30 protein-coding genes are annotated in these 19,710 nt (G+C 61.7%); 18 read left to right on the forward strand and 12 right to left on the reverse strand.

The annotated features are described in order from the left end of the window. Positions 1–15: 15 nt before the first annotated feature. The 4 genes from FJ423_RS08225 to FJ423_RS08240 form a co-directional block, all read right to left on the reverse strand. Positions 16–333: a DUF982 domain-containing protein gene (locus FJ423_RS08225; protein ID WP_224610576.1), complete on the reverse strand. Its 318-nt coding sequence runs from the start codon at positions 331–333 to the stop codon at positions 16–18. Continuing rightward, positions 330–632, reverse strand: a complete 303-nt coding sequence (locus tag FJ423_RS08230; protein WP_140840699.1) for a DUF982 domain-containing protein — start codon at positions 630–632, stop codon at positions 330–332. The genes FJ423_RS08225 and FJ423_RS08230 overlap by 4 nt, the downstream gene beginning before the upstream one ends. A 289-nt stretch (positions 633–921) precedes the next feature. Next, positions 922–1,434 (reverse strand): ferritin-like domain-containing protein, encoded by a 513-nt coding sequence (locus FJ423_RS08235; RefSeq protein WP_140840701.1) that lies wholly within the window; start codon positions 1,432–1,434, stop codon positions 922–924. A gap of 203 nt (positions 1,435–1,637) precedes the next feature. Then, positions 1,638–2,948, reverse strand: coding sequence for an Nramp family divalent metal transporter (locus tag FJ423_RS08240; RefSeq protein ID WP_140840703.1), 1,311 nt, complete (start codon positions 2,946–2,948; stop codon positions 1,638–1,640). Between the two features lie 404 nt (positions 2,949–3,352). Here FJ423_RS08240 and FJ423_RS08245 point away from each other — a divergent pair, with 404 nt between their 5' ends. Together FJ423_RS08245 and FJ423_RS08250 are read left to right on the forward strand one after the other, a co-directional pair. After that, the gene (locus FJ423_RS08245) at positions 3,353–3,562 is read left to right on the forward strand and encodes a cold-shock protein (protein WP_095768399.1); all 210 of its coding nucleotides are present in this window, start codon (positions 3,353–3,355) and stop codon (positions 3,560–3,562) included. A 106-nt stretch (positions 3,563–3,668) separates the two neighbouring features. Next, complete coding sequence (locus FJ423_RS08250; RefSeq protein WP_140543027.1) at positions 3,669–3,863, forward strand: hypothetical protein; 195 nt, start codon at positions 3,669–3,671, stop codon at positions 3,861–3,863. A 96-nt stretch (positions 3,864–3,959) separates the two neighbouring features. Here FJ423_RS08250 and FJ423_RS08255 read toward each other — a convergent pair whose 3' ends face one another. Both FJ423_RS08255 and FJ423_RS08260 read right to left on the reverse strand, forming a co-directional pair. Further along, entirely contained in the window at positions 3,960–4,160 is a 201-nt protein-coding gene (locus FJ423_RS08255; protein ID WP_140840705.1) for a hypothetical protein, read from the reverse strand. 355 nt (positions 4,161–4,515) lie between these two features. Continuing rightward, the gene (locus tag FJ423_RS08260; RefSeq protein WP_095768401.1) at positions 4,516–4,719 is read right to left on the reverse strand and encodes a CsbD family protein; all 204 of its coding nucleotides are present in this window, start codon (positions 4,717–4,719) and stop codon (positions 4,516–4,518) included. 532 nt (positions 4,720–5,251) lie between these two features. On the opposite strand from FJ423_RS08260, the gene FJ423_RS08265 reads away from it, so the two are divergent. Further along, positions 5,252–5,665 (forward strand): HD domain-containing protein, encoded by a 414-nt coding sequence (locus FJ423_RS08265; protein ID WP_140840707.1) that lies wholly within the window; start codon positions 5,252–5,254, stop codon positions 5,663–5,665. Between the two features lie 40 nt (positions 5,666–5,705). On the opposite strand, the gene FJ423_RS08270 is transcribed toward FJ423_RS08265, so the two are convergent. Then, positions 5,706–6,038 carry a hypothetical protein gene (locus FJ423_RS08270; protein WP_095768403.1) on the reverse strand — a complete coding sequence of 111 codons (333 nt, stop codon included), beginning with the start codon at positions 6,036–6,038 and terminating at the stop codon, positions 5,706–5,708. Between the two features lie 269 nt (positions 6,039–6,307). Between FJ423_RS08270 and FJ423_RS08275 the strand changes: the two genes are divergently transcribed. The 4 genes from FJ423_RS08275 to FJ423_RS33485 all read left to right on the forward strand — a co-directional run bounded on the left by FJ423_RS08275 (position 6,308) and on the right by FJ423_RS33485 (position 8,507). Continuing rightward, on the forward strand, positions 6,308–6,553 hold the full coding sequence (locus FJ423_RS08275) for a hypothetical protein (protein ID WP_095768404.1): 246 nt from the start codon (positions 6,308–6,310) through the stop codon (positions 6,551–6,553). A 60-nt stretch (positions 6,554–6,613) separates the two neighbouring features. After that, a complete protein-coding gene (locus FJ423_RS08280; protein WP_140840709.1) occupies positions 6,614–7,669 on the forward strand; it encodes a PAS domain S-box protein in 1,056 nt (351 codons plus the stop codon). Positions 7,670–7,835: 166 nt separating this feature from the next. Next, positions 7,836–8,195: an SPW repeat protein gene (locus tag FJ423_RS08285; RefSeq protein WP_095768502.1), complete on the forward strand. Its 360-nt coding sequence runs from the start codon at positions 7,836–7,838 to the stop codon at positions 8,193–8,195. 144 nt (positions 8,196–8,339) lie between these two features. After that, a complete protein-coding gene (locus tag FJ423_RS33485; protein ID WP_176477082.1) occupies positions 8,340–8,507 on the forward strand; it encodes a hypothetical protein in 168 nt (55 codons plus the stop codon). A 116-nt stretch (positions 8,508–8,623) separates the two neighbouring features. Here FJ423_RS33485 and FJ423_RS08290 read toward each other — a convergent pair whose 3' ends face one another. Continuing rightward, a complete protein-coding gene (locus tag FJ423_RS08290) occupies positions 8,624–9,097 on the reverse strand; it encodes an Lrp/AsnC family transcriptional regulator (RefSeq protein WP_095768406.1) in 474 nt (157 codons plus the stop codon). 137 nt (positions 9,098–9,234) lie between these two features. On the opposite strand from FJ423_RS08290, the gene FJ423_RS08295 reads away from it, so the two are divergent. Together FJ423_RS08295 and FJ423_RS08300 are read left to right on the forward strand one after the other, a co-directional pair. Continuing rightward, a complete protein-coding gene (locus tag FJ423_RS08295) occupies positions 9,235–10,026 on the forward strand; it encodes a tryptophan 2,3-dioxygenase family protein (RefSeq protein ID WP_140840711.1) in 792 nt (263 codons plus the stop codon). A gap of 211 nt (positions 10,027–10,237) precedes the next feature. Continuing rightward, positions 10,238–10,651, forward strand: coding sequence for a DoxX family protein (locus FJ423_RS08300; protein WP_140841066.1), 414 nt, complete (start codon positions 10,238–10,240; stop codon positions 10,649–10,651). Between the two features lie 91 nt (positions 10,652–10,742). Here the strand turns inward: FJ423_RS08300 and FJ423_RS08305 are convergent, their stop codons facing one another. The 4 genes from FJ423_RS08305 to FJ423_RS08320 all read right to left on the reverse strand — a co-directional run bounded on the left by FJ423_RS08305 (position 10,743) and on the right by FJ423_RS08320 (position 12,532). Then, the gene (locus FJ423_RS08305) at positions 10,743–11,048 is read right to left on the reverse strand and encodes a hypothetical protein (protein WP_095768409.1); all 306 of its coding nucleotides are present in this window, start codon (positions 11,046–11,048) and stop codon (positions 10,743–10,745) included. Between the two features lie 71 nt (positions 11,049–11,119). Then, on the reverse strand, positions 11,120–11,389 hold the full coding sequence (locus tag FJ423_RS08310; RefSeq protein WP_095768410.1) for a hypothetical protein: 270 nt from the start codon (positions 11,387–11,389) through the stop codon (positions 11,120–11,122). A 229-nt stretch (positions 11,390–11,618) separates the two neighbouring features. After that, positions 11,619–12,083 (reverse strand): hypothetical protein, encoded by a 465-nt coding sequence (locus FJ423_RS08315; RefSeq protein WP_095768411.1) that lies wholly within the window; start codon positions 12,081–12,083, stop codon positions 11,619–11,621. A 155-nt stretch (positions 12,084–12,238) separates the two neighbouring features. Further along, positions 12,239–12,532: a hypothetical protein gene (locus FJ423_RS08320; RefSeq protein WP_318011945.1), complete on the reverse strand. Its 294-nt coding sequence runs from the start codon at positions 12,530–12,532 to the stop codon at positions 12,239–12,241. 383 nt (positions 12,533–12,915) lie between these two features. On the opposite strand from FJ423_RS08320, the gene FJ423_RS08325 reads away from it, so the two are divergent. The 9 genes from FJ423_RS08325 to FJ423_RS08360 all read left to right on the forward strand — a co-directional run bounded on the left by FJ423_RS08325 (position 12,916) and on the right by FJ423_RS08360 (position 19,686). After that, the gene (locus tag FJ423_RS08325; protein ID WP_140840713.1) at positions 12,916–13,284 is read left to right on the forward strand and encodes a hypothetical protein; all 369 of its coding nucleotides are present in this window, start codon (positions 12,916–12,918) and stop codon (positions 13,282–13,284) included. Then, entirely contained in the window at positions 13,277–13,690 is a 414-nt protein-coding gene (locus FJ423_RS08330) for a hypothetical protein (protein WP_140840715.1), read from the forward strand. Before FJ423_RS08325 ends, FJ423_RS08330 begins: the two co-directional genes overlap by 8 nt. Further along, positions 13,650–14,390, forward strand: a complete 741-nt coding sequence (locus FJ423_RS08335; protein WP_246680107.1) for a terminase family protein — start codon at positions 13,650–13,652, stop codon at positions 14,388–14,390. Before FJ423_RS08330 ends, FJ423_RS08335 begins: the two co-directional genes overlap by 41 nt. 208 nt (positions 14,391–14,598) lie before the next feature. Beyond that, entirely contained in the window at positions 14,599–15,600 is a 1,002-nt protein-coding gene (locus FJ423_RS08340) for a bestrophin family ion channel (protein WP_140840719.1), read from the forward strand. A 164-nt stretch (positions 15,601–15,764) separates the two neighbouring features. Then, positions 15,765–16,217: a terminase family protein gene (locus tag FJ423_RS08345; RefSeq protein WP_348642880.1), complete on the forward strand. Its 453-nt coding sequence runs from the start codon at positions 15,765–15,767 to the stop codon at positions 16,215–16,217. Further along, positions 16,181–17,377, forward strand: a complete 1,197-nt coding sequence (locus FJ423_RS34775; RefSeq protein ID WP_348642881.1) for a hypothetical protein — start codon at positions 16,181–16,183, stop codon at positions 17,375–17,377. Before FJ423_RS08345 ends, FJ423_RS34775 begins: the two co-directional genes overlap by 37 nt. Before the next feature lie 12 nt (positions 17,378–17,389). Continuing rightward, positions 17,390–17,830 carry a hypothetical protein gene (locus FJ423_RS08350; RefSeq protein ID WP_140840721.1) on the forward strand — a complete coding sequence of 147 codons (441 nt, stop codon included), beginning with the start codon at positions 17,390–17,392 and terminating at the stop codon, positions 17,828–17,830. Further along, positions 17,830–18,540 carry a LamG domain-containing protein gene (locus FJ423_RS08355; RefSeq protein WP_140840723.1) on the forward strand — a complete coding sequence of 237 codons (711 nt, stop codon included), beginning with the start codon at positions 17,830–17,832 and terminating at the stop codon, positions 18,538–18,540. Before FJ423_RS08350 ends, FJ423_RS08355 begins: the two co-directional genes overlap by 1 nt. A 69-nt stretch (positions 18,541–18,609) precedes the next feature. Continuing rightward, positions 18,610–19,686, forward strand: coding sequence for an acyltransferase (locus tag FJ423_RS08360; protein WP_181174747.1), 1,077 nt, complete (start codon positions 18,610–18,612; stop codon positions 19,684–19,686). Positions 19,687–19,710 lie beyond the last annotated feature (24 nt).

Genomic DNA, 19,710 nt, shown 5'->3' on the forward strand with positions numbered 1-19,710 from the left:
GGCGCGCCCCGATCCTTATCGGTAATCTGACGGCCGAGCTTTTTCTATCGCGGGGGGGATTGGTCCGTCCTCGACAAGGATATCCTTCTTGCGCGCGAATGCGGCGAAAACGCCTCGCGCGGTTTCCGCGTCGACTTCGCCGACCAAAGCCGCCTTGCAGGCACGGATAGCCGCTTTCTGCTCCGGGCTATTGCCGCACCAGTCGGTCGCGAACTGATAGGCATCGACGACGGTGTTCAGTTGCCGGGGAAAGCCCAGTCCGACCCAAACGCGAAGGGGTTTCTCGAAAGGTTTGGAAAGCATCGCGAACTCCCATAACCGCGAAACTTTCAAACAGTCAGTCCGCCGCCGCGGCCGCCTTTGCCGGTCATCCATGGCAAGGGCATACTCACGTCCTCGAGAATTTTGACCGACCTTGCGAAACCGCTAAAAGCATCTCTGGCGGCAGTCAGCGGATAGCCGCTGTCGAATGCCCGCTGGCAGGCACGAAGTGCCGTTTCAAAGATGGTTCCGCGCCTGTTCTTGGGCCACGCGTAGAGAAATTCCAGGGCATCTTCCAGGCACGCGATTTCCTGGATGAGGCTGTCTCCGCTCTTCACGAAAACAGGGCTGTCGAACATGCGATCGTTCATAACGTCCTCCAATCGAACGAACAATTGAGTTCAGGCAACGGCTTGGTGCCGACAGCGGCCCAAGCTCAGCGGCGATATGGGTTTGTAGATCTTGACCGTCAAGAGGCCCGGGGTCGCTGCAAGAACCGGCGCGCCAATTCTGCCATTCACGACGAATTATCGGTCCAACAAACAGCTAAGATCGTTGGTGGCGCGGGCAGCAGCGGCCGCCGACGTTCGATTAGACCTGCAATGTGGCAGAGAGCTCTGGCAAGCTGCCGGGGCTCGGCGACCGTCAGCGGATCGTCCGCTATGCGGCTTCAGCCGCCACGTTGACCGCGGATTCGGCAAGCTGGGTGAGCGCGGCGTCCGTTTCCTTTTCTTCGTTCAGCGTCTTGTCGAGCAAGGTGACGGCCTCCGTCAGGCCGAGTTCCTGCGCCCAGGTCCTGAGCGTGCCGTAGCGAGAGATCTCGTAATGCTCGACGGCTTGGGCGGCAGCCAGCAGGCCGGCGTCGAGCGAGGGCGAGCTCTTGTACTCGTCCATGATCTCGGCACCTTCCTCGGTGATGCCTATGATGGCGGCACAAGTCTTGCCCGCCGGTTTCTTATCGATTACCTCGAACACTTCCTCGAGACGGGCGACATGTTCCTCCGTCTGGTCGCGATGCTTCTCGAAGGCCATTTTCAGCGCGTCGTCCTGCGCCGCCTTCGCCATCTTGGGTAGCGTCGTCAGGATTTTCTTCTCGGCGAAATAGATATCCTTCAGCGTGTCATGGAAAAGTTCGTTGAGGCCCTTGTTCGAGGCCGCTTTCGTCGTCGCCATTCTGAATCTCCTGGTGCGGTTGGATTACCACCAACACGGCCCGACCAAAGTTGTTCCAGAAAGAAATACATGCGGCGACACAGCTAAAAGCATCAATTGTTATTGACGGCGACAAAGCACCGCCGCGGCCAGGCAATTGGCCGGACCGACGCATGAATCGCCTGACTGTCGCATCTGAAAGGCCGCTTTCCCCTGCTCAGGATTCACGCAAACCACTGCGCGATAAGGCCCACCGACGAGGCTGCCATTGTGATTGTCGTTAGCCATCCCATCGCGCGCAGCCAACCCTGAACCGGGAATTCACCCATGATGTCCTTGCGGCCGGCCATTCGCATCATGACGATCAGCACGGGAACGGCGCATATGCCGTTGATGACGGCGCTCCAGTAAAGCGCCTTGATCGGATCGATCGGGGTAAACATGATCCCGGTGCCAAGAGCGGTCGCGGCGGCGAGTGTGACGTAAAACGCCAACGCTTCCTTCGGCTTGCGCTGCAGCCCCACCGTCCAGTGCAGGGCTTCGCCGACGGCAAAAGCCGCTGACCCCGCCAGCACCGGCACAGCCAAAAGCCCGGTGCCGATAATTCCCATCGAGAAAATGATGAAGGCGAACTTTCCGGCGGCTGGCTCCAGAGCCTTGGCCGCGTCCGTGGACGAAGCAATATCGGTCACCCCCGCCTTGTGAAGCGTGGCGGCCGTGGTGAAGATGATCGCGACGCCTATCAAATTCGAAAACGCCATTCCGACCAGCGTATCGGCGCGTATCCGCCGGAATGCCCTGGAAGCTTGCCACGGCGCCCATCGCAGCGGCTTGGCGCTTGGCTTGAGTTCCTCCTCCTCGACCTCCTGCGAGGCCTGCCAGAAGAACAGATAAGGCGAGATCGTCGTGCCGAGGATCGCGAGCAGCGTGGTGAAGAAAGCGCCACTCCATTCAATGTGCGGAACAAGCAGGCCTTTGGCCGCATCGGCCCAGGCTACATTCGCGGCGACCATGGCAATGACGTAGGCGAAGAGGCTCAAAGTTGTCCATTTGAGCACTTTCGCGTAGCGGCTGTAGTCGATGAAGACGATCGCGCAGGTACAGACGATCGCGAATGCGATGACATAGAGCGGGCTCGGCCCGCCGATGAGCAGCTCCAACGCGTCCGCCATGGCGCTGAGGTCGGCACCAATATTGATGACGTTGGCAACGGAAAGCAGCACTACCACGACGTAGAGCAGCGGGGAGGGATAGTGTCTGCTGAGGTTGCCGGAAATCCCCCTGCCGGTGGTGCGGCCGATGCGGGCGGCGATCTCCTGGATCGCCGCCATCAGCGGGAAGGTGAACAGCATGGTCCAGCCGATATTGAAACCGAGCTGCGCGCCGGCTTGGCTGTAAGTTCCGATACCGGAGGGATCGTCGTCGGATGCGCCGGTGATAAAACCGGGGCCGATCATACGCAGGAACCGTTGCAAAGGTCCCTTCGCCGACGCGTTGCTTCGTTCTCTCTCGATGTGCGAACCGACTTCGGCCATCGTTGGTTCTTCCATGCCCGGCCGAGCGCTAGCGCAATGGCAGCCGAGGCCAGGGGTAATCGGAGCGACTTGCACGACAGGCTCGGACAGGTGTTTTGCGTAGATAAGCAAGAGCTAACGAAGATGGTGAGTAACTGGCGGCGATGACGTCGGTTCCGCCGTCATCGTCACTTTTGCATCAGAGGGCGGATCTGGTCGGGTGCCGAAAAGGGTCCTACATAAATATATCGGGGGTTGTCTTGCCGGGAGTCAGTTTAAACGCTATATGTGTGACATCGATCTTGTTGAACGAACGTTGTTTCAGGGCCTTTGCGCCCGACGATCTTCCCTCTCAATTTCGAAAGCCGTGACGTTTGGCATTCGGCCAAGCGGCGGTAATTTGCGTCGATTTGAAAGGAAATCGTATGACTACTGGAACCGTGAAGTTTTTCAACGCCACCAAGGGCTTTGGCTTCATCGAACAGGGCGGCGGCCAGCCGGACGTGTTCGTTCACATCTCCGCCGTGGAGCGCGCAGGGATGCGTTCTCTCGTCGAAGGCCAGAAGGTAAGCTTTGACGTCGTCAAGGACGCTCGCAGCGGCAAGAGCGCCGCGGAGAACCTCCAGGCAGCCTAAGCCATGCGTCGGCGCCTTTGACCACGGATGTACCGGCACTGGCGCTGGGGCTTTGAGGGAAGGTCGGGTTCGCCCGGCCTTTTTCGTTTGCATAGCGAGGTAGCACATGGCTGATACGAATGTGTTCAAGCCGAAAGGCGACGCCAAGAACGAGGCCACTACAAAAACCGCGCGCGCCATCATCGACAGCGAGGCGGCGGCCAGGGTTGCCAAAACGGCGCGTCTTCGCAAGGCCAGGCTTGCGCAGGAGCCGGTGGAGGAGCCGGTAAAGAAAGTGAAGAAGAAGGCCGCCGCCAAATAGGGGCGCGGCGTGAGCGGCGCCGTGGCGGCCGGGCTGGGTTCACCCTTTCCTGAGATGGTCGCCCCGGCTGCGGGAAAAATCCCGATAAGCCTTTGATCAGTGCCGTCCCTTGAGGAACCTCGCCTCTCTCACCAGTGAAGTCCAGTCAGGGCCGATAAGCTTGATCAGTTCGCGAGCTTCGTCCTCCGAGATGTCGGTATCCTTTGCCAGGCGGCGGGCAAGCAATTCCACATCGCCGTGTGCTGGTTGAGCCGCTTTGCCATCGCCGGGTTCGGCGCCGTCGCCTCGGTTGATCATGAGCCAACTCCTTCCGGGTAGGAACTTTCGAGGCGGCGGCATGTTTCATGCGTTTCTGCAATTTGATGTCCGGGGCGTCCCGCTGGCGGCGGACCATAAGGTCCGAGGCTGATCCCCGATGCCGCGCCTTTCTGGAACCGACGCAAGGCGGCGCGCCAGGCGCCTCGCGAAGGCAAGCCGATCCGGACAATCCAGCGCGCCTTCGGCGCGGGCGGAACTCGGCCATGGTAGCCCATCAGGGCCATTCATGCCGCCCGACCTGCAGGTCGAAACGGACACGCCGCCGTCGCGCGGGTGACCGGCTTCTCAAAGGCGCTGCCGCGAGGCAACCACCTTCGTTTTGGGGAGCCGGCTGTTACCAGCCCTGCATCCTGTACCAGTCGTCGATGTCGCGGCGCACGCGATCCTTCTCCAGGCCGTAGCGTTCCTGGATTACGCCTTCGAGCTGGTCGCGCTTTCCGGCGATACGATCGAGATCGTCGTCGGTCAGCTTGCCCCACTGTTCCTTCACCTTGCCTTTAACCTGCTTCCAATTGCCTTCGACGCGGTTCCAGTCCATGGCCGGACCTCCTGTTGGACACGGAGGGCTAACGGCAACACGACCGCGAAGTTCCTGTCGAAAGCTCTTTCTGCGTCGAGGCAGGCCTGAGCACAACGACACGGGCGAATGTGCCTTCATCTGGCCGTCATAATGAACCGCCAAATTAGCAAACGCTGAACGTGACCCCCGGTCAGCATGTTCCCAAGACCTCTCTTGCCCGGCTCCTGGTCCGGGCTTCTTTTTAATGCTGTCGCCCAGAATGCGCAGCGGGTCTGGGACGACGGGCATCAAAACAAGCGTGTCGTCTGAATTCATTTCAGCGACGCGCCTCAGGTGCTGGCATCCCGCCTGGAACGGGTGGCGCGGATTGGCGATGGCGCATCCTCAAAAATCCGGCAGCGTTGGAACATTAGGCCGGTGCCGAGGTTCTTGCGGCATGGATGGCGCGCAGTTTCCCCGAAGGCCCGTCATCCGGACCGGGTTCCGACCCGAGCAAGCCCGCCTCGGCCGTCCCTCGCCGGGACGGGCTCTATCGCGACGAGGAAGGACCATGCTTCACCAAGCCGCCAAAATCGCCGAGCAGGCCCATCGGGGTCAGAAAGACAAGACCGGCAGACCCTACATCGAACATCTGAGACGGGTTGCCGATGCGGTCGAAACGCTGGACGAAAAGACGGTTGCCTATCTGCATGACGTGGTCGAGAAAGGCGAGGGTTGGAGTCTCGAGCGGCTGCACGGCGCCGGCTTCGGCCTGCCGGTGGTGGCGGCGGTCGATGCGCTGACTAGGCGCATGGACGAGAGCGAGGAGGGTTTCATTTTCCGCGCCGCCTCGAACGAGCTTGCCCTGCCGGTTAAGATAGCCGACCTGCGCGACAATCTGTGGCAAGCTCATCAGGCGGGCGTTGCGCCGGACCGGTATGAGACGGGCCTCGACATTCTGGGCGAGTTGGCCGCCAGGGACTGAGCGGCGTTGGGGGCACTAGGCTGCTGCCGGCGTCGCCCCGCTATTCGTCGAGCTGCAGCAAATCGAGCCGTGCGTCGGGCAGCGCGTGCTCCCACAGGGCTCTTTCGAGGTCGTTGCGGTTGTCGCCGCCCGTGGCTTCCGGCAGGTCGAGCGCCGTTAAGGCCTGGTCGTCGAACTCGATCGGCGCCCCGTAAAGTTGGGCGATTTGCATCACCAGGCTTTCGATGTCCTCGCGGGCGATGTTCTCGGCGAGGTTCTTGAGCCTGATTTCTTCCGCAACCCGGATGATGTTGACGATCCCGTCGATCCGCAGGGCCTGCTGGACCTTGCAGTGAGAGTCGTCGCGCAGCCGGTTAGAAAATCCTCGCATCATTGGAAAACCCTCCTTTCGCGGGGGTCTATCCCTCTGTTGCAACCATGCGCTGGAGCAGTGCGGTTGGCAATACACAAATTTTAAAAACAATAAATAAATCAGCCGGTTAGCAAAGTATATCAAACGCGGTTTCACCACATCCTTAGCATCGTTGGCTTCATTGCCGGTCGGCAAATCATCCCCTCTTGACGCCTTATGGCCGCTTCCTATTTCTACTCACAGTTAGGTACATACTAACTCAAAGCATTTGGCTCGGGTGGAGGCGGAAAGTGGTTGAGCTTGAACGGCCGCAAAGATTGCAGATCATGCTGACCGACGAGGAATTGGCGGCGCTGGAAAACTGGCGTTTCGAAAAACGCATGCCAAGCCGCTCGGCCGCCGTGCGCGAGCTTTTGCGCCGTGGGCTAGCGTCCGACGGGTTTCTGACCGCTGACCTGGGCGCGAAGTCGCAGGATTTCGGCGTGATATCGCTGGATCGGAAGGTCGCAGATGGCTCCAGCGACTCGAAACCCTGAGCAGACGCACGCTCGCTCGCGGCAGATTGCCTTGACCTCGGCCGGCCCTAATTACCGTCCATGACCAATCCCGGGGGGACGTTCCGACACGATCCGAACGCCGATGCGCGCTTGGCCGCGATCGTCGATTCTTCCTACGACGCCATCGTTGGCAAGACTCTGGACAGCGTGATCACCGACTGGAACCACGCGGCCGAACGCATGTTCGGCCATACCGCCGAAGAGGCCATCGGCCGGTCGATCCTGATGCTGATCCCAGAGCATATGCAAGACGAGGAAACCGAGATCATCGGCCGCATTCGCAAGGGGGAGCGCATTCCGAGCTTTGAGACGGTGCGCAGGCGCAAGGACGGCTCGCTGATCACCGTTTCACTGACGATTTCGCCGATCAAGAACAATGCGGGCGAGATCATCGGCGCCTCGACGATCGCCCGCGATATCAGCGCTGCCAAGGAAAGCGAGCGCCGCATCCGGCTCTTGATGCGCGAGGTCAATCACCGCGTGAAGAACCAGTTCGCCGTGATCCTGTCGATGATCAGGGAAACCAGCAAGCGCTCCACCGATCCGGGCGAGTTCGAGGAACTGATCCGTTCGCGCATCATGGCGCTGTCGCGCTCGCACGATCTCCTGGTCACCTCCGAATGGGCCGGCGCCAGCCTGTTCGACCTGATCCAGGAGCATCTGAAGCCTTTCGGCCATGAGGAGCGCATCTCGCTTTCCGGGCCGCTCCTGACGCTGCAGTCCAACGCCGTGCAGAATCTCGGCATGGCCTTCCACGAGCTGGGCACCAACTCATCCAAATATGGCGCGCTGGCGGGCGAAGGCGGCCGCATCGAAATCACCTGGCAGGTCGAGCCCGGCCCGCAAGCGCAGCGGCGCTTTCATCTTCTGTGGCACGAGACATCCGGCGCGACGGCCGTTGGAGCTGAGAAGAAGACGAGTGAGCGCAAGGGTTTTGGCACCGTGGTGCTGCAGCGGGTGGCGCCGCAGTCGCTGAGCGGTTCCTCAAGCCTCGAACGCTCGCCCGGCAGCGTGAAATGGACGCTCGACGCGCCGCTCGAGGCGATCGTCGTTCCGCAGCTGGGGGCAGAGGGCGACACCGACTTCGGCGTCTGAGCGGCAGCCGGCGGGATTTCTGCCGTCCCACCCCGGGCGACGCGCAGTCCGGGCACGCCTGACCGCCACTTGCAGCCTGATAGAAACGTAATTACATCAATCGCTAAGCGTGCAATGTCCACGCGGATACAGTTGCTTTGGTCAAGCTTCGTCTATGGAGGTTGCCATGCCAAGCAAACTGATGGAAGCAAGAAAGAGTCAGGACTGGATCACCCTGATCCTGGCGATTTGCCTGTTCATCTCACCATGGGTCATCGGATTCACCGCAGCGACGGTGCCCGCGTGGAACGCCTGGATTGTCGGCGTTCTTCTCGGCGCGCTGGCGCTCGCGACGCTTTCGGTGTTCGCCGAATGGGAAGAATGGGTAAACGTCGTCCTCGGGCTCTGGCTGATCGTGTCGCCCTGGTTGCTACACTTCGCGGCTGACACGTATGTCATGGCCACGCATGTCGTTCTCGGCGTGCTGGTGGTCGCGGCATCGGCCTGGGCTGTCTGGGACTTCCGTCATCCCCACGCTCATGCGTGAGCGGTGATTGAGCGGGAGCCCGCCGCGCAAGCGGCGAGCTCCTGCTACTGCGGCGTCTGGGCATCGGGCTGAACGGCCATTGCAGCGTCTTCACGCGATTGCTGCAACGGGAAACGTTTTGGTGCATTCTTGGGAATGGTCTCGATGCTTAACCCCGACACCCCGGCCAAGTGCTGCTCCTACTGCGGCGGCCGCGACCATGATTTCGAGGAATGCCCGAAACGCAAGGCCGACGCTGAGAAGGAAAAGGTGGAGCGGGAGCCGGCCGTGATCAGGCTCCCATATTCTCGTCACGCGTCCTCCAACCAGTAGATCGCGCCTTGCGTCGCCATAAAGACACCATGCGGCGCGGGCCTGCGCGGCCCGCGTCCACGGCTCGATTGCCGACAGGGATACCGTCGAGCCGACGTCTCAATTTGGCGCTCGCCTTATCCCCTCAGCGCACGCGCCGCCGCCTCGGCGAACGAGATGTCGCCCTTGATCTCGCGCATCGCCATCGAAGTGACCGTGCGGCGCACGCCGGGCAGGCGGCTGAGTTCCTCGCGCAGCATCCGGTCGAGCGCCATCATGTCGACGGTGACGATCTGGAGCAGATAGTCGGCTTCGCCCGTGGTGGCGTAGCAGCGGCGGATCAGCGGGTGCTTCTTCACTGCCGCCTCAAAGGCATCCGACACCTCGAAGTCGATCGACACCTGAATGAAGGCCTCGATGCCGAAGCCGATCCTGGCCGGGTCGATGCGGGTCGAATATCCGCGGATAACGCCGGCCTCTTCCAACGCCTTCACCCGTTTCCAGCAAGGCGTCTTGCTCAAGCCGACCTCCTCGGCGAGTTCGCCGAACGAGATGCGTGCGTCGCGCTCAAGCGCGGCGACTATTCTGCGGTCGAGAGCATCCAGCGTCATTCGTTCTCCAATATGACAGAAGATATCGAAGATCGTCCTTCATTCCACGTCATTTGGATAACAGAAAGGAACAATGTTCAAGCCGAAAGCGCTACCCTTGCCGCCCGGTCGAAAACCTGCCGCGAGGAGGAGAAGCCATGGACAAGAACGATTACCACGCTCGCATCGAGGCGCCCGAGATGCGCGACTACGGCGTCTATCTGAAATGCGACAAGCTTCTGACCTGTCAGAAACCGCTCTCCGACATGGTCAACGCCGACGAGCTGCAGTTCCAGATCGTGCACCAGGTCGAGGAACTGTGGATGAAGCTCATCGCCTACACGCTGGTCGACGTCCTCGACTATCTGGAGAAACAGGACACGCATCGCATCGTCACGCTGATGGGCCGCGTACACCGGCTGATGCGCATGATGACGGCGCAGCTCGACCTCCTGGAGACCATGTCGCCCAAGGAGTACCAGCAGATCCGCCTGCAGCTCGGCAATGGCAGCGGCCAGGAATCGCCGGGCTTCAAGCTTTTGCTGCGCCTGCCGCCGGACCTTTGGCGGGCCTTCAGGCGTGCCTATCTCGACGGCCGCGGGCTGACCGTGGAGGATATCTATGACGAGCATTACGACCACGGCGATTCCTATGTCGTGGCCGAGGCGCTGATCGAGTTCGACGAGCTGTTCCAGAAATTCCGCGCCAACCACCTCTATCTGATCCACCGCTCGATCGGGCTCGGCGCGAAGTCGCTGAAAGGCAGGCCGGTGGAGATCCTCGAAGGCGGCGCCCGCCACCGCTTCTTCCCCGAGCTCTGGGACATTCGCTGCGCCATGACGGACCGCTGGGGCGCCGAATACGGCACCGTTCGGGATTCGATCAGCCATCCGCCGCAACTTTCTCCTTCTCCCCTTGTGGGAGAAGGTGGCCGCGAAGCGGCCGGATGAGGGGTGTTCCAGGGAAAGCCAGCGTTTCACTCCGCTGGAACACCCCTCATCCGTCTCGGCGCTGAAGCGCCGATCCACCTTCTCCCACAAGGGGAGAAGGAGAAAGTTGTGGCGCCTCGCCAAACAATTTTTCCAGCGCCTGTCGGAACCATCTCTCTCCGCCCGTCCTTGGGGCATCAACCGCTTCAACAATCCGGAGGACATCGTGGAAATGCAGTCGACCTGGCAGACCGCCGCCATTCTCATCGCCCGCCTGATCTTCGCCGCCATGTTCGCGATGGCCGTCGCCTTCAAGCTGATGGATATCGGCGCCACCGCAGGCTACATCGCGGCCGCCGGCTTCCCGTTCCCGCTGTTCCTGGCCTGGTGCGCGGCGATCCTCGAAGCGTTGCTGGTGATCGCCTTCCTCACCGGCGCTTATCTGACGCCGTTGGCGTTGATTGGCGCCGTCTACGTCACCTTCCTCGGCTTCGCCTTTCACGGCCCGTCGCACTGGGCCGGAAACCAGGCCGAGTTTGGCGCCTTCATGTCGCATTTCCCGTTCGCCGCCGGCCTGCTCTACGCCGCCGTCCACGGCCCGGGCAGCGTGCTGGCGGTCAAGCTGGGTTGGCCGGGCAGGGCATGAACTTTCCTTCTCCCGTTCTACGGAAGAAGGTAGCCGAAGGCCGGATGAGGGGCGGCGCCAACATTTCAAGACAAGGCGCCTTCCCACATGCTCACATCTGATCGTTATACGGCTCTTTCATCTGGCCGACCATGCGCGCCAGCTTCGAGAAGGACGGCATGTCGGCTTCCGGCTGGCATTGGTTGGCGAGTTCGAGCAGCCGGATCGGGAAGTTGACGGCGTCGCGGCTGGAGGCCGACATGCCTTCCGAGCGCTCCTCGCTGGTTTCGCTGGCCTCCGCCTTGCGCAGCGCGATGTCGATCTCCTCGACCGTCAGCACGCCCTTGCGCACCAGCACCTGGTTGACCGAAGCGACGGCCATCAGGAGGCCCTCGAGCTGCAGATTGGCGACATTCATGGCTTTTGCTCCCATTGACCGGGGTGAAACGCGCGAGCCGCGGTTACGATCCGGAGATGCGCGAGCCTCGCTTAGGCCTCCATCCACCGCTCTCCATATTCGCTCCAAAGCCGCCTGATCTCGCGGTTGCCGAGCGGCGGCGTCTGGCGGTCGCCGTAGAAGACAGCGACGGCGCTGAGGTCATATTGGCCCTCGGCCTGGGCGATGAAGCGGATCGCTTCGCCGAGCGGTCTCGAATGGAAGATCGGATCGGCCTGGCCCCGGCCCAGGCTGCGAACGCCCGAAATGCTTGCTGGCACATGCCGCATCCGAAAGACGGATGCCATGGCAGGTTTGTCCATGCCTGCTCTCCGCGATTCCCCTTAGGGAATGATCCCATAAGCACCGGCTAATGACCAGCCCGGGACGGCCGCCGGAACAGAGCAGGCCCAGCAGAACCTCGGAAACAGGCGGCGAGGAAAGAAAAAGGCCGGGCGCGAAGGCCTGGCCTTTCCTTCCGCGCGGTCGCCGCAAGGCAATCCTCGCTCACTATTGTTTTCCGGCTCGGCTCTCCAGCCGGGCCGGAAATGCCTACCTGTGCCAACGATGCAGCCAGTCCGGCTCGGGGGCGGAGCTTCGGCTGATCGCCATGCCGGCCAGCAAGCCGACCAGCCCGCCGATCAACATCGCGGTCGAGAAGGTGCCGGGGTTCTGCTGCACGGTTTCCGAAACGCTCTGCGCCTGGCTGCGCAACTGGCTCGCCGCGCGCGACGCGCGGTCGGAGGCGCCGCTGTAAAGGTTCGAAGCCCGGTCGGCCGCGCCCCGATACCAACCATGCGCGGTCTCTGCGGCTTCCCCGGCCTGTTCGGAAAGCGTGCGGTTCAGCCGGTTCACCTCACGCTTCAATTCGGCGATCTGCTTCTTCATCGCGTCTTCCGATGCCCGCGAGGCTCGTGCGCTGCTGCGGGACGCGGGACGGGTGCGCGTGGCGCGCGCGGCGGCGGTTTTCGCGTTGCCGTTGGCTGAATTGGTGGTGCTGGTGTCATTGTCTGCCATCGGTCTCTCCTTTTTGCCTCCTGGGAACGAACGGCCGAGCCGTGCCATTGTTCCCCCGCGGTTTTCCGCAGGCGCGCCGCCAGACCAAAAGACGAGGGCCGCGAAGCGAACTCCACGGCCCTTTGTCCAAGCTCCGATGCCCTTGCTTGCCGCAGTTACTTGCCGCAGTTGTTGTCGTTCACGTTCGGCTGCACCGTGGTGGCGGTGCTGTTATTGGCATCGCCCATTGCGCCCTGCGGATGATTCGCGCAGTTCTTGTCGGCGTTCGAATTCATGTCGCCGCCTGTGATGCTGCCGGTCGTGCCGGTATCGGGCGGAGCGGCCTGGTCAGGCGACGGCGCGGCCGGCGTCTTCGGCTCGACGGTAACGGTCTGGCCGCTGCCCGTGCCGTCATTTCCGGCGGTACCCGCGTTCTGGGCCATCGCCGCCGTCGCGAGGCCGATGGTCAAGGCCGAAGCTGCAAGAATCCTTGTAAGCATGATCTCTTCTCCTCTGTTGCGAGACGGTCATCTGTCGCGTTGCGACTAGGGGTGGAATCCGTCGGACCAAGGTTGGTTCCGACAAAAATTGTTGTGATCTGGCCCGGCGTTTCAATCTATAGGTGTGGCGCGCACGGGGGCTTTGCCGCCGGTATTTTGAGAAATTTAGGAAAATGTACCTAGAGGCTATTGCCTGGTGAAGGCAGCTATGCTACTATTTTGTCCATGGTGTTGATTTGCGCCAACGACCCGCCGCCGGCGGGTTTTTTGTTTTTCGCGCCATCCATTCTTTCGAAGCGCTGGCGGCGCCTTCCCTGTCCTGCGGCGCTTTCAACATTCTGCTGGAGGCCCAGATGCCACGCTATGCCACCATCGTCACCGCCGATGACGGCGCCGAGATCGTCAGCGCTATCGGCGAATTCGAAGGCGCAAGCCTTCCGCACCGCTCGGGCCGTTTCGAGCAGGTCGCGCCGGGCGTGCGCATCGGTATGGTTCGCGGTGGCCTTGATGAAGCCGTCGCCGGTTTCGGTTTCCCGCGCCAGGGCCTCGGCCCGTCCGCAGTCCGCACGGTAACGGCAAAGCTGAAGGCAACGGCCGCGCCGTCCGCCGATGCCCGGCCCGCCAGGCCGGCCATGGCAAGGCCGCGCAGGAAGCCGGCCCGCAAGGTCCGCAAGGCGAAGGCGGCGAAAGCAGCACCATCGGATTCTGTCACGCATGGCTGACGAAAACAGACGCCGCGAGCCCGTCGGCGCGAAGCCGGCGAGGCGAAAGCCGAAAGCTACCAAAGCCGCTGCCGCTCCGTCCCCCCGCCCCAAGCGCTCGCGAAGGACGCTCGTCGACGATTTCGCCGCCGCGCTTCGCGCCGATTTCCGCGTCCATGGCGCGGGCGTAATCGCCGCGGTGCGCGCCGAAAAACCCGAGCAGTATCTGAAGGTCGTGCTGACGCTGCTGCCCAAGGATTTCTCGGCCAAGGATTTCTCGGAACGTGTCGATGCCAAGCAAACCAGCCTCGGGCAATTGAGCGATGAGGAGATCCGCAGCCGTATCCGCGGCCTCGAAGCGAGCCTCCGGCCGCTCCTGGACAGCGATGCAAACCTATCTGGCGCTTCTGGAGGAGATGGACCGTAGGCGTCGCCGTAACCTTCTTGCAGCCTACGCGCCATACAAGCGGCAGGCCGAATTTCATTCGGCAGGCGCGACGCACCGCGAGCGTCTGTTCATGGCCGGAAACCAGCTCGGCAAAACCAGGGCAGGGGGCGCGGAATGGGCCATGCACCTCACCGGCCGCTATCCCGAATGGTGGGTGGGCAAGGTGTTCGACACGCCGGTCAGGCTCTGGACCGCCGGCGTCACCGGCGAGGGCACGCGCGACAATCCGCAGCGCGTGCTGGTCGGCCCGCCGCAGCAGCAAAGCGAGTGGGGCACCGGCATGATCCCGGCCGATGCCATCGCCGACACGGTAATGGGCCGCGGCGCGCCGGGAGCGCTGGACAGCGTCGTCGTGCGCTGGGGCGGTGGCGGCGATGTGCAGACCGGCGAGAGCGTGCTTTCCTTCAAGAGCTACGAAAAAGGCCGCGAGAAATGGCAGGGCGAGACGCTGCACGGCGTCTGGTTTGACGAGGAACCGCCGCTGGATATCTATTCCGAGGGCCTCACCCGTACGAATGCCACGGACGGCATCACGATCGTCACGTTCACGCCGCTGCTCGGCATGAGCGACGTGGTGCTGCGGTTTTTGAGCGCGGAGGCGGTTCAGGATTTGGGTTCCTCGCCCCCGCAAGGCGGGGGGAGAGGTGGCCGCGCAGCGGCCGGAGAGGGGGCTTCGTAGGGCGATAAGCTCTACGAATAGCTTTCCGCTCTTGCATCGAAGACCGGCGCTGCCGCCACTCCGTCGCCGCTTCGCCGCGCCATCTCTCCCTCACTTGCGTGGGGGCGACGAACTGGAGCTTGCCGTAGGCCCTGTCAAAACGATTTCCACCCCTTATGGTGCGCGAACGCGCGGTCGCGCGATTTGAATGCCGTAAGGGACTTCGGGAATGTATGTAGGCCGTTCTTACCGGTTGCTGGACTTCGCGCTCTGGTCGCGGCGCAGCGTCATCTATATGGTCGTGGTGAGCGGGTTGGCGATCGCCGTCTACCGCCTTCCGGCGACCGCGGGCTTTTCGGTGCCATGGTCGGTCGTGCTGGTGCTCGGCACCACGGTGTCGCTCGTCACCGGCTTCAAGAATTCGCAGGTTTTCACCCGCGCCAACGAGGCTCTGCAGGCTTTTTCGCAGATCACCGCCAGCAGCCGGATGCTGTCCGGCTTCTGCCGCGATTTCATGGATGCGGCCGCCGCCCGGCAGCTGATCCACCGCCATCTCGCCTGGCTGACGGCGCTGCGCTTTTCGCTGCGGCGGCCGATGCCTTGGGAATCGCTGGCGAAGGCAGCCAACATCGAGTTCCGGCGCCGCCGCTATCACATTGAGGAGGACAAGACGTCGCTTGCCGAGGAACTGCGCAGCCTGTTGGGCGAGGAAGCCGCAAGCGTGCTGAAATCGCCGCAGCCGGCGATAGAACTTCTCGACAGGCAATTGGCCGAGGTCAACGGCTTGTTGAAGAGCTCAGCCGTTCCGACACAGGTCTATTCCGAATTGATCAAGCTGATACGCGACTTCCAGGACCAGCAGGCGCGTTGCGATCGCATCAAGAACAATCCCTATCCCCGGCAATACGCGATCGTGAGCTCGATGTTCATGATCATCTTCTGCACCTTGCTGCCCTTCGGCGTCGTTCCGGTCTTTGCCGACATGGCCAAGCTGGGCGGCGTGCTCGGCTGGATCTCGATCTGGCTGACCATCCCGTTCAGCGCGCTGCTGGGCTGGGTCTACATGTCGCTGGACCTGGTCGGCGAAAGCAGCGCCAATCCATTCGAAGGCAACGCCAACGACGTGCCGATCTCGCAAATCTGCCGCGACATCGAGATCGAGCTGCGCCGTGGCCTTGGCGAGGCCGCGCTTCCCGCGCCGCTGGCGCCGGTCAACGACATCGCGACGTGAAGTTCTTTCCTTCTCCCCATGCGGGAGAAGGTGGCCGCGAAGCGGCCGGATGAGGGGTGCTCCAGGGAACGCCAGCGCGTCTCTCCGCTGGAACACCCCTCATCCGTCTCGGCGCTGCGCGCCGATCCACCTTCTCCCACAAGGGGAGAAGGGAAAGGTTTGCCATGTCCCGCCACGTTACCTTCATGACCATCGACGATGCCGGACATTATTCGCCCGGGCAGCGCGCCGAGATCGTCGCGGCCTATCCCGAGCATGAGCGCGAAGCCCGCGCGAAAGGTATCCCTGTTCTCGGCTCAGGCCGCATCTTTCCGGTGGCGGAGGAGACGATCGCCTGCGAGCCGTTCAAATTGCCGCGGTGGTGGCCGCGCATCGGCGCGCTCGATTTCGGCTGGGACCATCCGTCGGCCGCGGTCGAGCTTGCCTGGGATACCGAAGCGGATGTCGTCTACGTGACGAAAGCTCATCGCGCCTCCCAGCAAACGCCAGCGATGCAGGCGCTGGCGCTGAAGGCCTGGGTGAATGGCTCCCCTTCGCTTGGCCGCGCGACGGCCGCCGCGAAACGCTGGAAGGCGCCGGTGTGGCGCTGGCAAAGCAATATGCCGCCCACGGGCTGAACATGCTGACCAGCTACGCCCGCTTCGCCGACGGTTCGGTTTCGGTCGAGGCCGGGCTGATGGATATGCTCGACCGCATGCAGTCCGGCCGCTTCAAGGTGTTTTCCACCCTTCACGCATGGTTTGAGGAATTCAGGCTTTTTCATCGAAAGAACGGCCAAGTGGTGAAGCTGCGTGACGATCTCATGGCCGCGACACGCTATCGGAAGCTTACGCTCGCCTATGTCAGCGGTGCCGGCACCTTGCCGACCAGCACCGACGGCATCTGGCTGATCTTCACACGCGCTGGCGACAAGGGTGCGGATGGCACCGGCGTGGGTGACTTCACAGGCCCGGCCTCCTCGGTGACCGATAACATCGTCACCTTCGCCGGCACCACGGGGAAGGCCGGTAAGGACAGTGGCGTGGCAGTGGGAAGCCTTGTGGCAGGGCCGGCCTCGGCCGCGGCCGACAACATCGCCACATTCAACGGCACGACGGGCAAGCTGGTGAAGGACGGCGGCGTGGCGGTGGCAAGCCTGGCGCCGAAAGCCAATGCCTCTTTCACCGGCACCTTCAGCCCGCCGACGAACGCCATAGCACTGAATACCCTGGCTGACAGCGCTGCGGTGTCGGTCCTCGGCCGATCGGCCAATTCGAGCGGCACGCGCGCGGATATCGCGGCCGGGTCCGACGACACTCTGCTGCGGCGCGTGTCCTCGGCGCTGGGTTTCGGCCAGTTGACGGCAGGCATGGTGCCGGCCGGGCTGGTGACTTATGCCATGCTCGCTTCGGCGGCGATCGCTTCGAACAGCGAATTCCAGCTCGGCACGGCAAACAAGCTTCTCACGGCGGCCGCATTAAAGTCGACCGTAGCCTACCAGACACTTACGTCCGGCGCGTCGGTCTCGTGGGATATGTCGCTTGGCAACAACGCTTCATTGGCTGCGTCGACGAACGTGACGATCGGCAATCCGACAAATGCGGTGCCCCAGTTCGGCTTCGTGCTCAAGATCACCGCCGTGACGTCCGCACGCACCGTGAGCCTAAGCGCAAATCTTGTGCCAGCGGCCGGCATCGAGAGCTTTCCGATCACCATCCAGACGACGGAAACCGTCTTCCTGGCCGGCTTTGTCGACACGGCGAGCCGCCTTGTCATCACCAGCGTTTTGAGAACCTAACAGGAGAACCCGATGTCCCTTCTCGTTCGTAAGATCAATGACGTTTGGCAGGAGTGGCACGCCTCCTCGATCGTGACCCAGATGGTCGGTACCTATACCGCCATCTACGGGGATGGCCGGCAAGTGGAGACGCCATGCGATCCTTATCCTGTTGAAATCCAGATGAACGGCGACAGCCTGCGCTGCTTCTACGACCAGGGCCTTTGGACGATCGACGAAGTCGAGGCGGTGGGCGGCAGGATTGCCGTGCCGTTCGTAGTGCCGGAAGGAAAACAGGTCGTCGGCGCACCGTCCTATGTGGAAACCGGTGAAGTGATCCAACAGGTCTACCAGGTCGAGGATACCCCGCCGCCACCGGAACCGCCGACGGCAGAGGAGAAGGTGGGCACCATGCTGGCGGGATCCGGCGTCTCGATCAGCGAACTGAAGTCGGTCCTCGGGCTGGGAATCTAATGTATCCCGGTATCATCCCAAAGATCGTCGCGCCGCCGCCGAAGAAGGCGACCATGCTTTTGCATTTCGACGGGGCCAACGGATCGCAAGTTTTTGTCGATAGCTCGCTCAACAATCTCGCCATAGGGTTTGGAGGTAACGTTCAAATCGACACGTCTACGTCGGTCTTCGGAGGAAGTTGCTGCACCTTTGATGGGATTGGCGACTACCTTTACTGCGACCATCCGACGGCACTCAAATTGCCGGGGGATTTCACGTGTGAGGGTCGCATGCGATGCACTGCGGAAACCACAAACTCGCGCCCGGTATTCGATATACGAGGCGGCACGAACAATGCTGGGTTCTTCATCAATCTCAATCCGAGTGAGCAGTTAGATATCTTCATTGATGCAAATGATGGCGCCGGGGGCGTCAAGCGCGCCACGTCCGGCACGCTCACCGCCGGTACTTGGTATCATTGGGCAATCTGCCGCGCCTCGGGTGTGATCCGCTGCTTTCTCAACGGCACGCAATTTGGAAGCAACTTCTCCACCTCGGTTGCCTGGGATAGCACTTCGCTGAACATCGGAACTTTCGTCGGTGAGCGGGACACCGGCGGGCCAGACCACAAATACAAAGGGAATATGGACGAGATTCGGATCTCGAACAATCTTGCCCGCTACATCGCCAACTTCACACCGGCCGGTTCTGCATTTGATCGCTACGACTGATTGTTCATCTGGACATCTGGCATCGGCTGCGCGTACTAACGTCGGCGGGTTGCGAGGGACATGATCAGAATGGGATTCGCTACGGGCGACAGACAGCGTTTGTTGGCGCTCGATGGCCTTCGCGCCTACGCGGCAATCGCGGTCATCTTCTATCACGGTATCCTTCATTTTGATGAGGGATTGATACAGCGCGTTTTGCCAAAAGCGTTCTGGGAAGTGACCGCAACCGACCAGTGGCCCAAGCTGTGGCTCTCCATTTTCAACGGCACGGCGGCGGTCGAGCTGTTCTTCCTTCTAAGTGGTTGCGTGTTGATCCGTTCCCTTTCTGACATTGGTAATCCGTGGCGTGCGGGCGCATCGTTTGCCGTGAAGCGCGTGTTTCGCATCTATCCAGGGCTCATAGCCTGTGTGCTGGCCGCGGCATTGCTTCAGGCATGGCCTATCTCGTGGTCGGAAGCCTGTGCGAACATGGCCCTGTGGTCCTATGCAGTCATACAACCAACTTGGACACTGCAGGTGGAAATGCTCGCCGTCCCACTGATGCTGCTGGCTGGAGTGTTTACGCTTCGGTGGGGCATGTGGGGTACTCTTGCAGTGCTCGTTTACACATGCATCGCTCGGAAAAATCCTGAACTGCTTGGAGTACAATTGCTCTCAGATTACGGGTATCTGTTCATCTTTGGGGCCTTGGTGCCGAGCGGGCTGGGTGCCTTTGCTGCTAAGTTGGCAAGGCCGATAGGATGGGCACTGCTCCTGGTCGCTTTCCTGTTGCTTAGGCAATTCGTGCACGGCCTTGAGCTTCTGACGGCAGCGTTAGGTTTTGTGTTGCTCGCGCTGTTGTTCCACGATGACAGGGCGGCTTCGTCACCGTTCTTCGTTTCGCCTCTTCCCGCATTTCTCGGGCGTGTGAGCTTCGGCCTCTATCTGTGGAATGTCCTCTTTCTGAACGCAATTCACAATGTGCCGCCAAGTTGGCTTCCGTCGGATGCAGTGATGGCGGGCATTCTGGTATCTCTCGTCATTATCCCCCCGAGCGTCTTCTTAGCAGCCGTCAGCTACCGATTGATTGAGCTGCCCGGAATTGCGCTTGGGCAAAAACTCTCTCGCGCCATCATTAAAGGCGCACCGCGTTTAGAAGCCGCGTAGATCTTGCCACTGCACCTTTAGTTT

It is taken from the genome of Mesorhizobium sp. B2-8-9, assembly GCF_006439475.1.
In the GTDB taxonomy this organism is placed as follows: Bacteria; Pseudomonadota; Alphaproteobacteria; order Rhizobiales; family Rhizobiaceae; genus Mesorhizobium.

Excerpts from the sequence above, each read along its gene's own strand:
- FJ423_RS08285 (WP_095768502.1), top strand. The coding sequence starts at position 7,836 with ATGCCAAGCAAACTGATGGAAGCAAGAAAGAGTCAGGACTGGATCACC.
- FJ423_RS08250 (WP_140543027.1), top strand. The coding sequence starts at position 3,669 with ATGGCTGATACGAATGTGTTCAAGCCGAAAGGCGACGCCAAGAACGAG.
- FJ423_RS08340 (WP_140840719.1), top strand. The coding sequence starts at position 14,599 with ATGTATGTAGGCCGTTCTTACCGGTTGCTGGACTTCGCGCTCTGGTCG.
- FJ423_RS08330 (WP_140840715.1), top strand. The coding sequence starts at position 13,277 with ATGGCTGACGAAAACAGACGCCGCGAGCCCGTCGGCGCGAAGCCGGCG.
- FJ423_RS33485 (WP_176477082.1), top strand. The coding sequence starts at position 8,340 with ATGCTTAACCCCGACACCCCGGCCAAGTGCTGCTCCTACTGCGGCGGC.
- FJ423_RS08230 (WP_140840699.1), bottom strand. The coding sequence starts at position 632 with ATGAACGATCGCATGTTCGACAGCCCTGTTTTCGTGAAGAGCGGAGAC.
- FJ423_RS08260 (WP_095768401.1), bottom strand. The coding sequence starts at position 4,719 with ATGGACTGGAACCGCGTCGAAGGCAATTGGAAGCAGGTTAAAGGCAAG.
- FJ423_RS08235 (WP_140840701.1), bottom strand. The coding sequence starts at position 1,434 with ATGGCGACGACGAAAGCGGCCTCGAACAAGGGCCTCAACGAACTTTTC.
- FJ423_RS08245 (WP_095768399.1), top strand. The coding sequence starts at position 3,353 with ATGACTACTGGAACCGTGAAGTTTTTCAACGCCACCAAGGGCTTTGGC.
- FJ423_RS08295 (WP_140840711.1), top strand. The coding sequence starts at position 9,235 with ATGGACAAGAACGATTACCACGCTCGCATCGAGGCGCCCGAGATGCGC.
- FJ423_RS08350 (WP_140840721.1), top strand. The coding sequence starts at position 17,390 with ATGTCCCTTCTCGTTCGTAAGATCAATGACGTTTGGCAGGAGTGGCAC.
- FJ423_RS08240 (WP_140840703.1), bottom strand. The coding sequence starts at position 2,948 with ATGGCCGAAGTCGGTTCGCACATCGAGAGAGAACGAAGCAACGCGTCG.
- FJ423_RS08290 (WP_095768406.1), bottom strand. The coding sequence starts at position 9,097 with ATGACGCTGGATGCTCTCGACCGCAGAATAGTCGCCGCGCTTGAGCGC.
- FJ423_RS08355 (WP_140840723.1), top strand. The coding sequence starts at position 17,830 with ATGTATCCCGGTATCATCCCAAAGATCGTCGCGCCGCCGCCGAAGAAG.
- FJ423_RS08270 (WP_095768403.1), bottom strand. The coding sequence starts at position 6,038 with ATGATGCGAGGATTTTCTAACCGGCTGCGCGACGACTCTCACTGCAAG.
- FJ423_RS08325 (WP_140840713.1), top strand. The coding sequence starts at position 12,916 with ATGCCACGCTATGCCACCATCGTCACCGCCGATGACGGCGCCGAGATC.
- FJ423_RS08315 (WP_095768411.1), bottom strand. The coding sequence starts at position 12,083 with ATGGCAGACAATGACACCAGCACCACCAATTCAGCCAACGGCAACGCG.
- FJ423_RS08280 (WP_140840709.1), top strand. The coding sequence starts at position 6,614 with ATGACCAATCCCGGGGGGACGTTCCGACACGATCCGAACGCCGATGCG.
- FJ423_RS08305 (WP_095768409.1), bottom strand. The coding sequence starts at position 11,048 with ATGAATGTCGCCAATCTGCAGCTCGAGGGCCTCCTGATGGCCGTCGCT.
- FJ423_RS08335 (WP_246680107.1), top strand. The coding sequence starts at position 13,650 with ATGCAAACCTATCTGGCGCTTCTGGAGGAGATGGACCGTAGGCGTCGC.
- FJ423_RS08300 (WP_140841066.1), top strand. The coding sequence starts at position 10,238 with ATGCAGTCGACCTGGCAGACCGCCGCCATTCTCATCGCCCGCCTGATC.
- FJ423_RS08345 (WP_348642880.1), top strand. The coding sequence starts at position 15,765 with ATGTCCCGCCACGTTACCTTCATGACCATCGACGATGCCGGACATTAT.
- FJ423_RS08255 (WP_140840705.1), bottom strand. The coding sequence starts at position 4,160 with ATGATCAACCGAGGCGACGGCGCCGAACCCGGCGATGGCAAAGCGGCT.
- FJ423_RS08360 (WP_181174747.1), top strand. The coding sequence starts at position 18,610 with ATGGGATTCGCTACGGGCGACAGACAGCGTTTGTTGGCGCTCGATGGC.
- FJ423_RS08310 (WP_095768410.1), bottom strand. The coding sequence starts at position 11,389 with ATGGACAAACCTGCCATGGCATCCGTCTTTCGGATGCGGCATGTGCCA.
- FJ423_RS08265 (WP_140840707.1), top strand. The coding sequence starts at position 5,252 with ATGCTTCACCAAGCCGCCAAAATCGCCGAGCAGGCCCATCGGGGTCAG.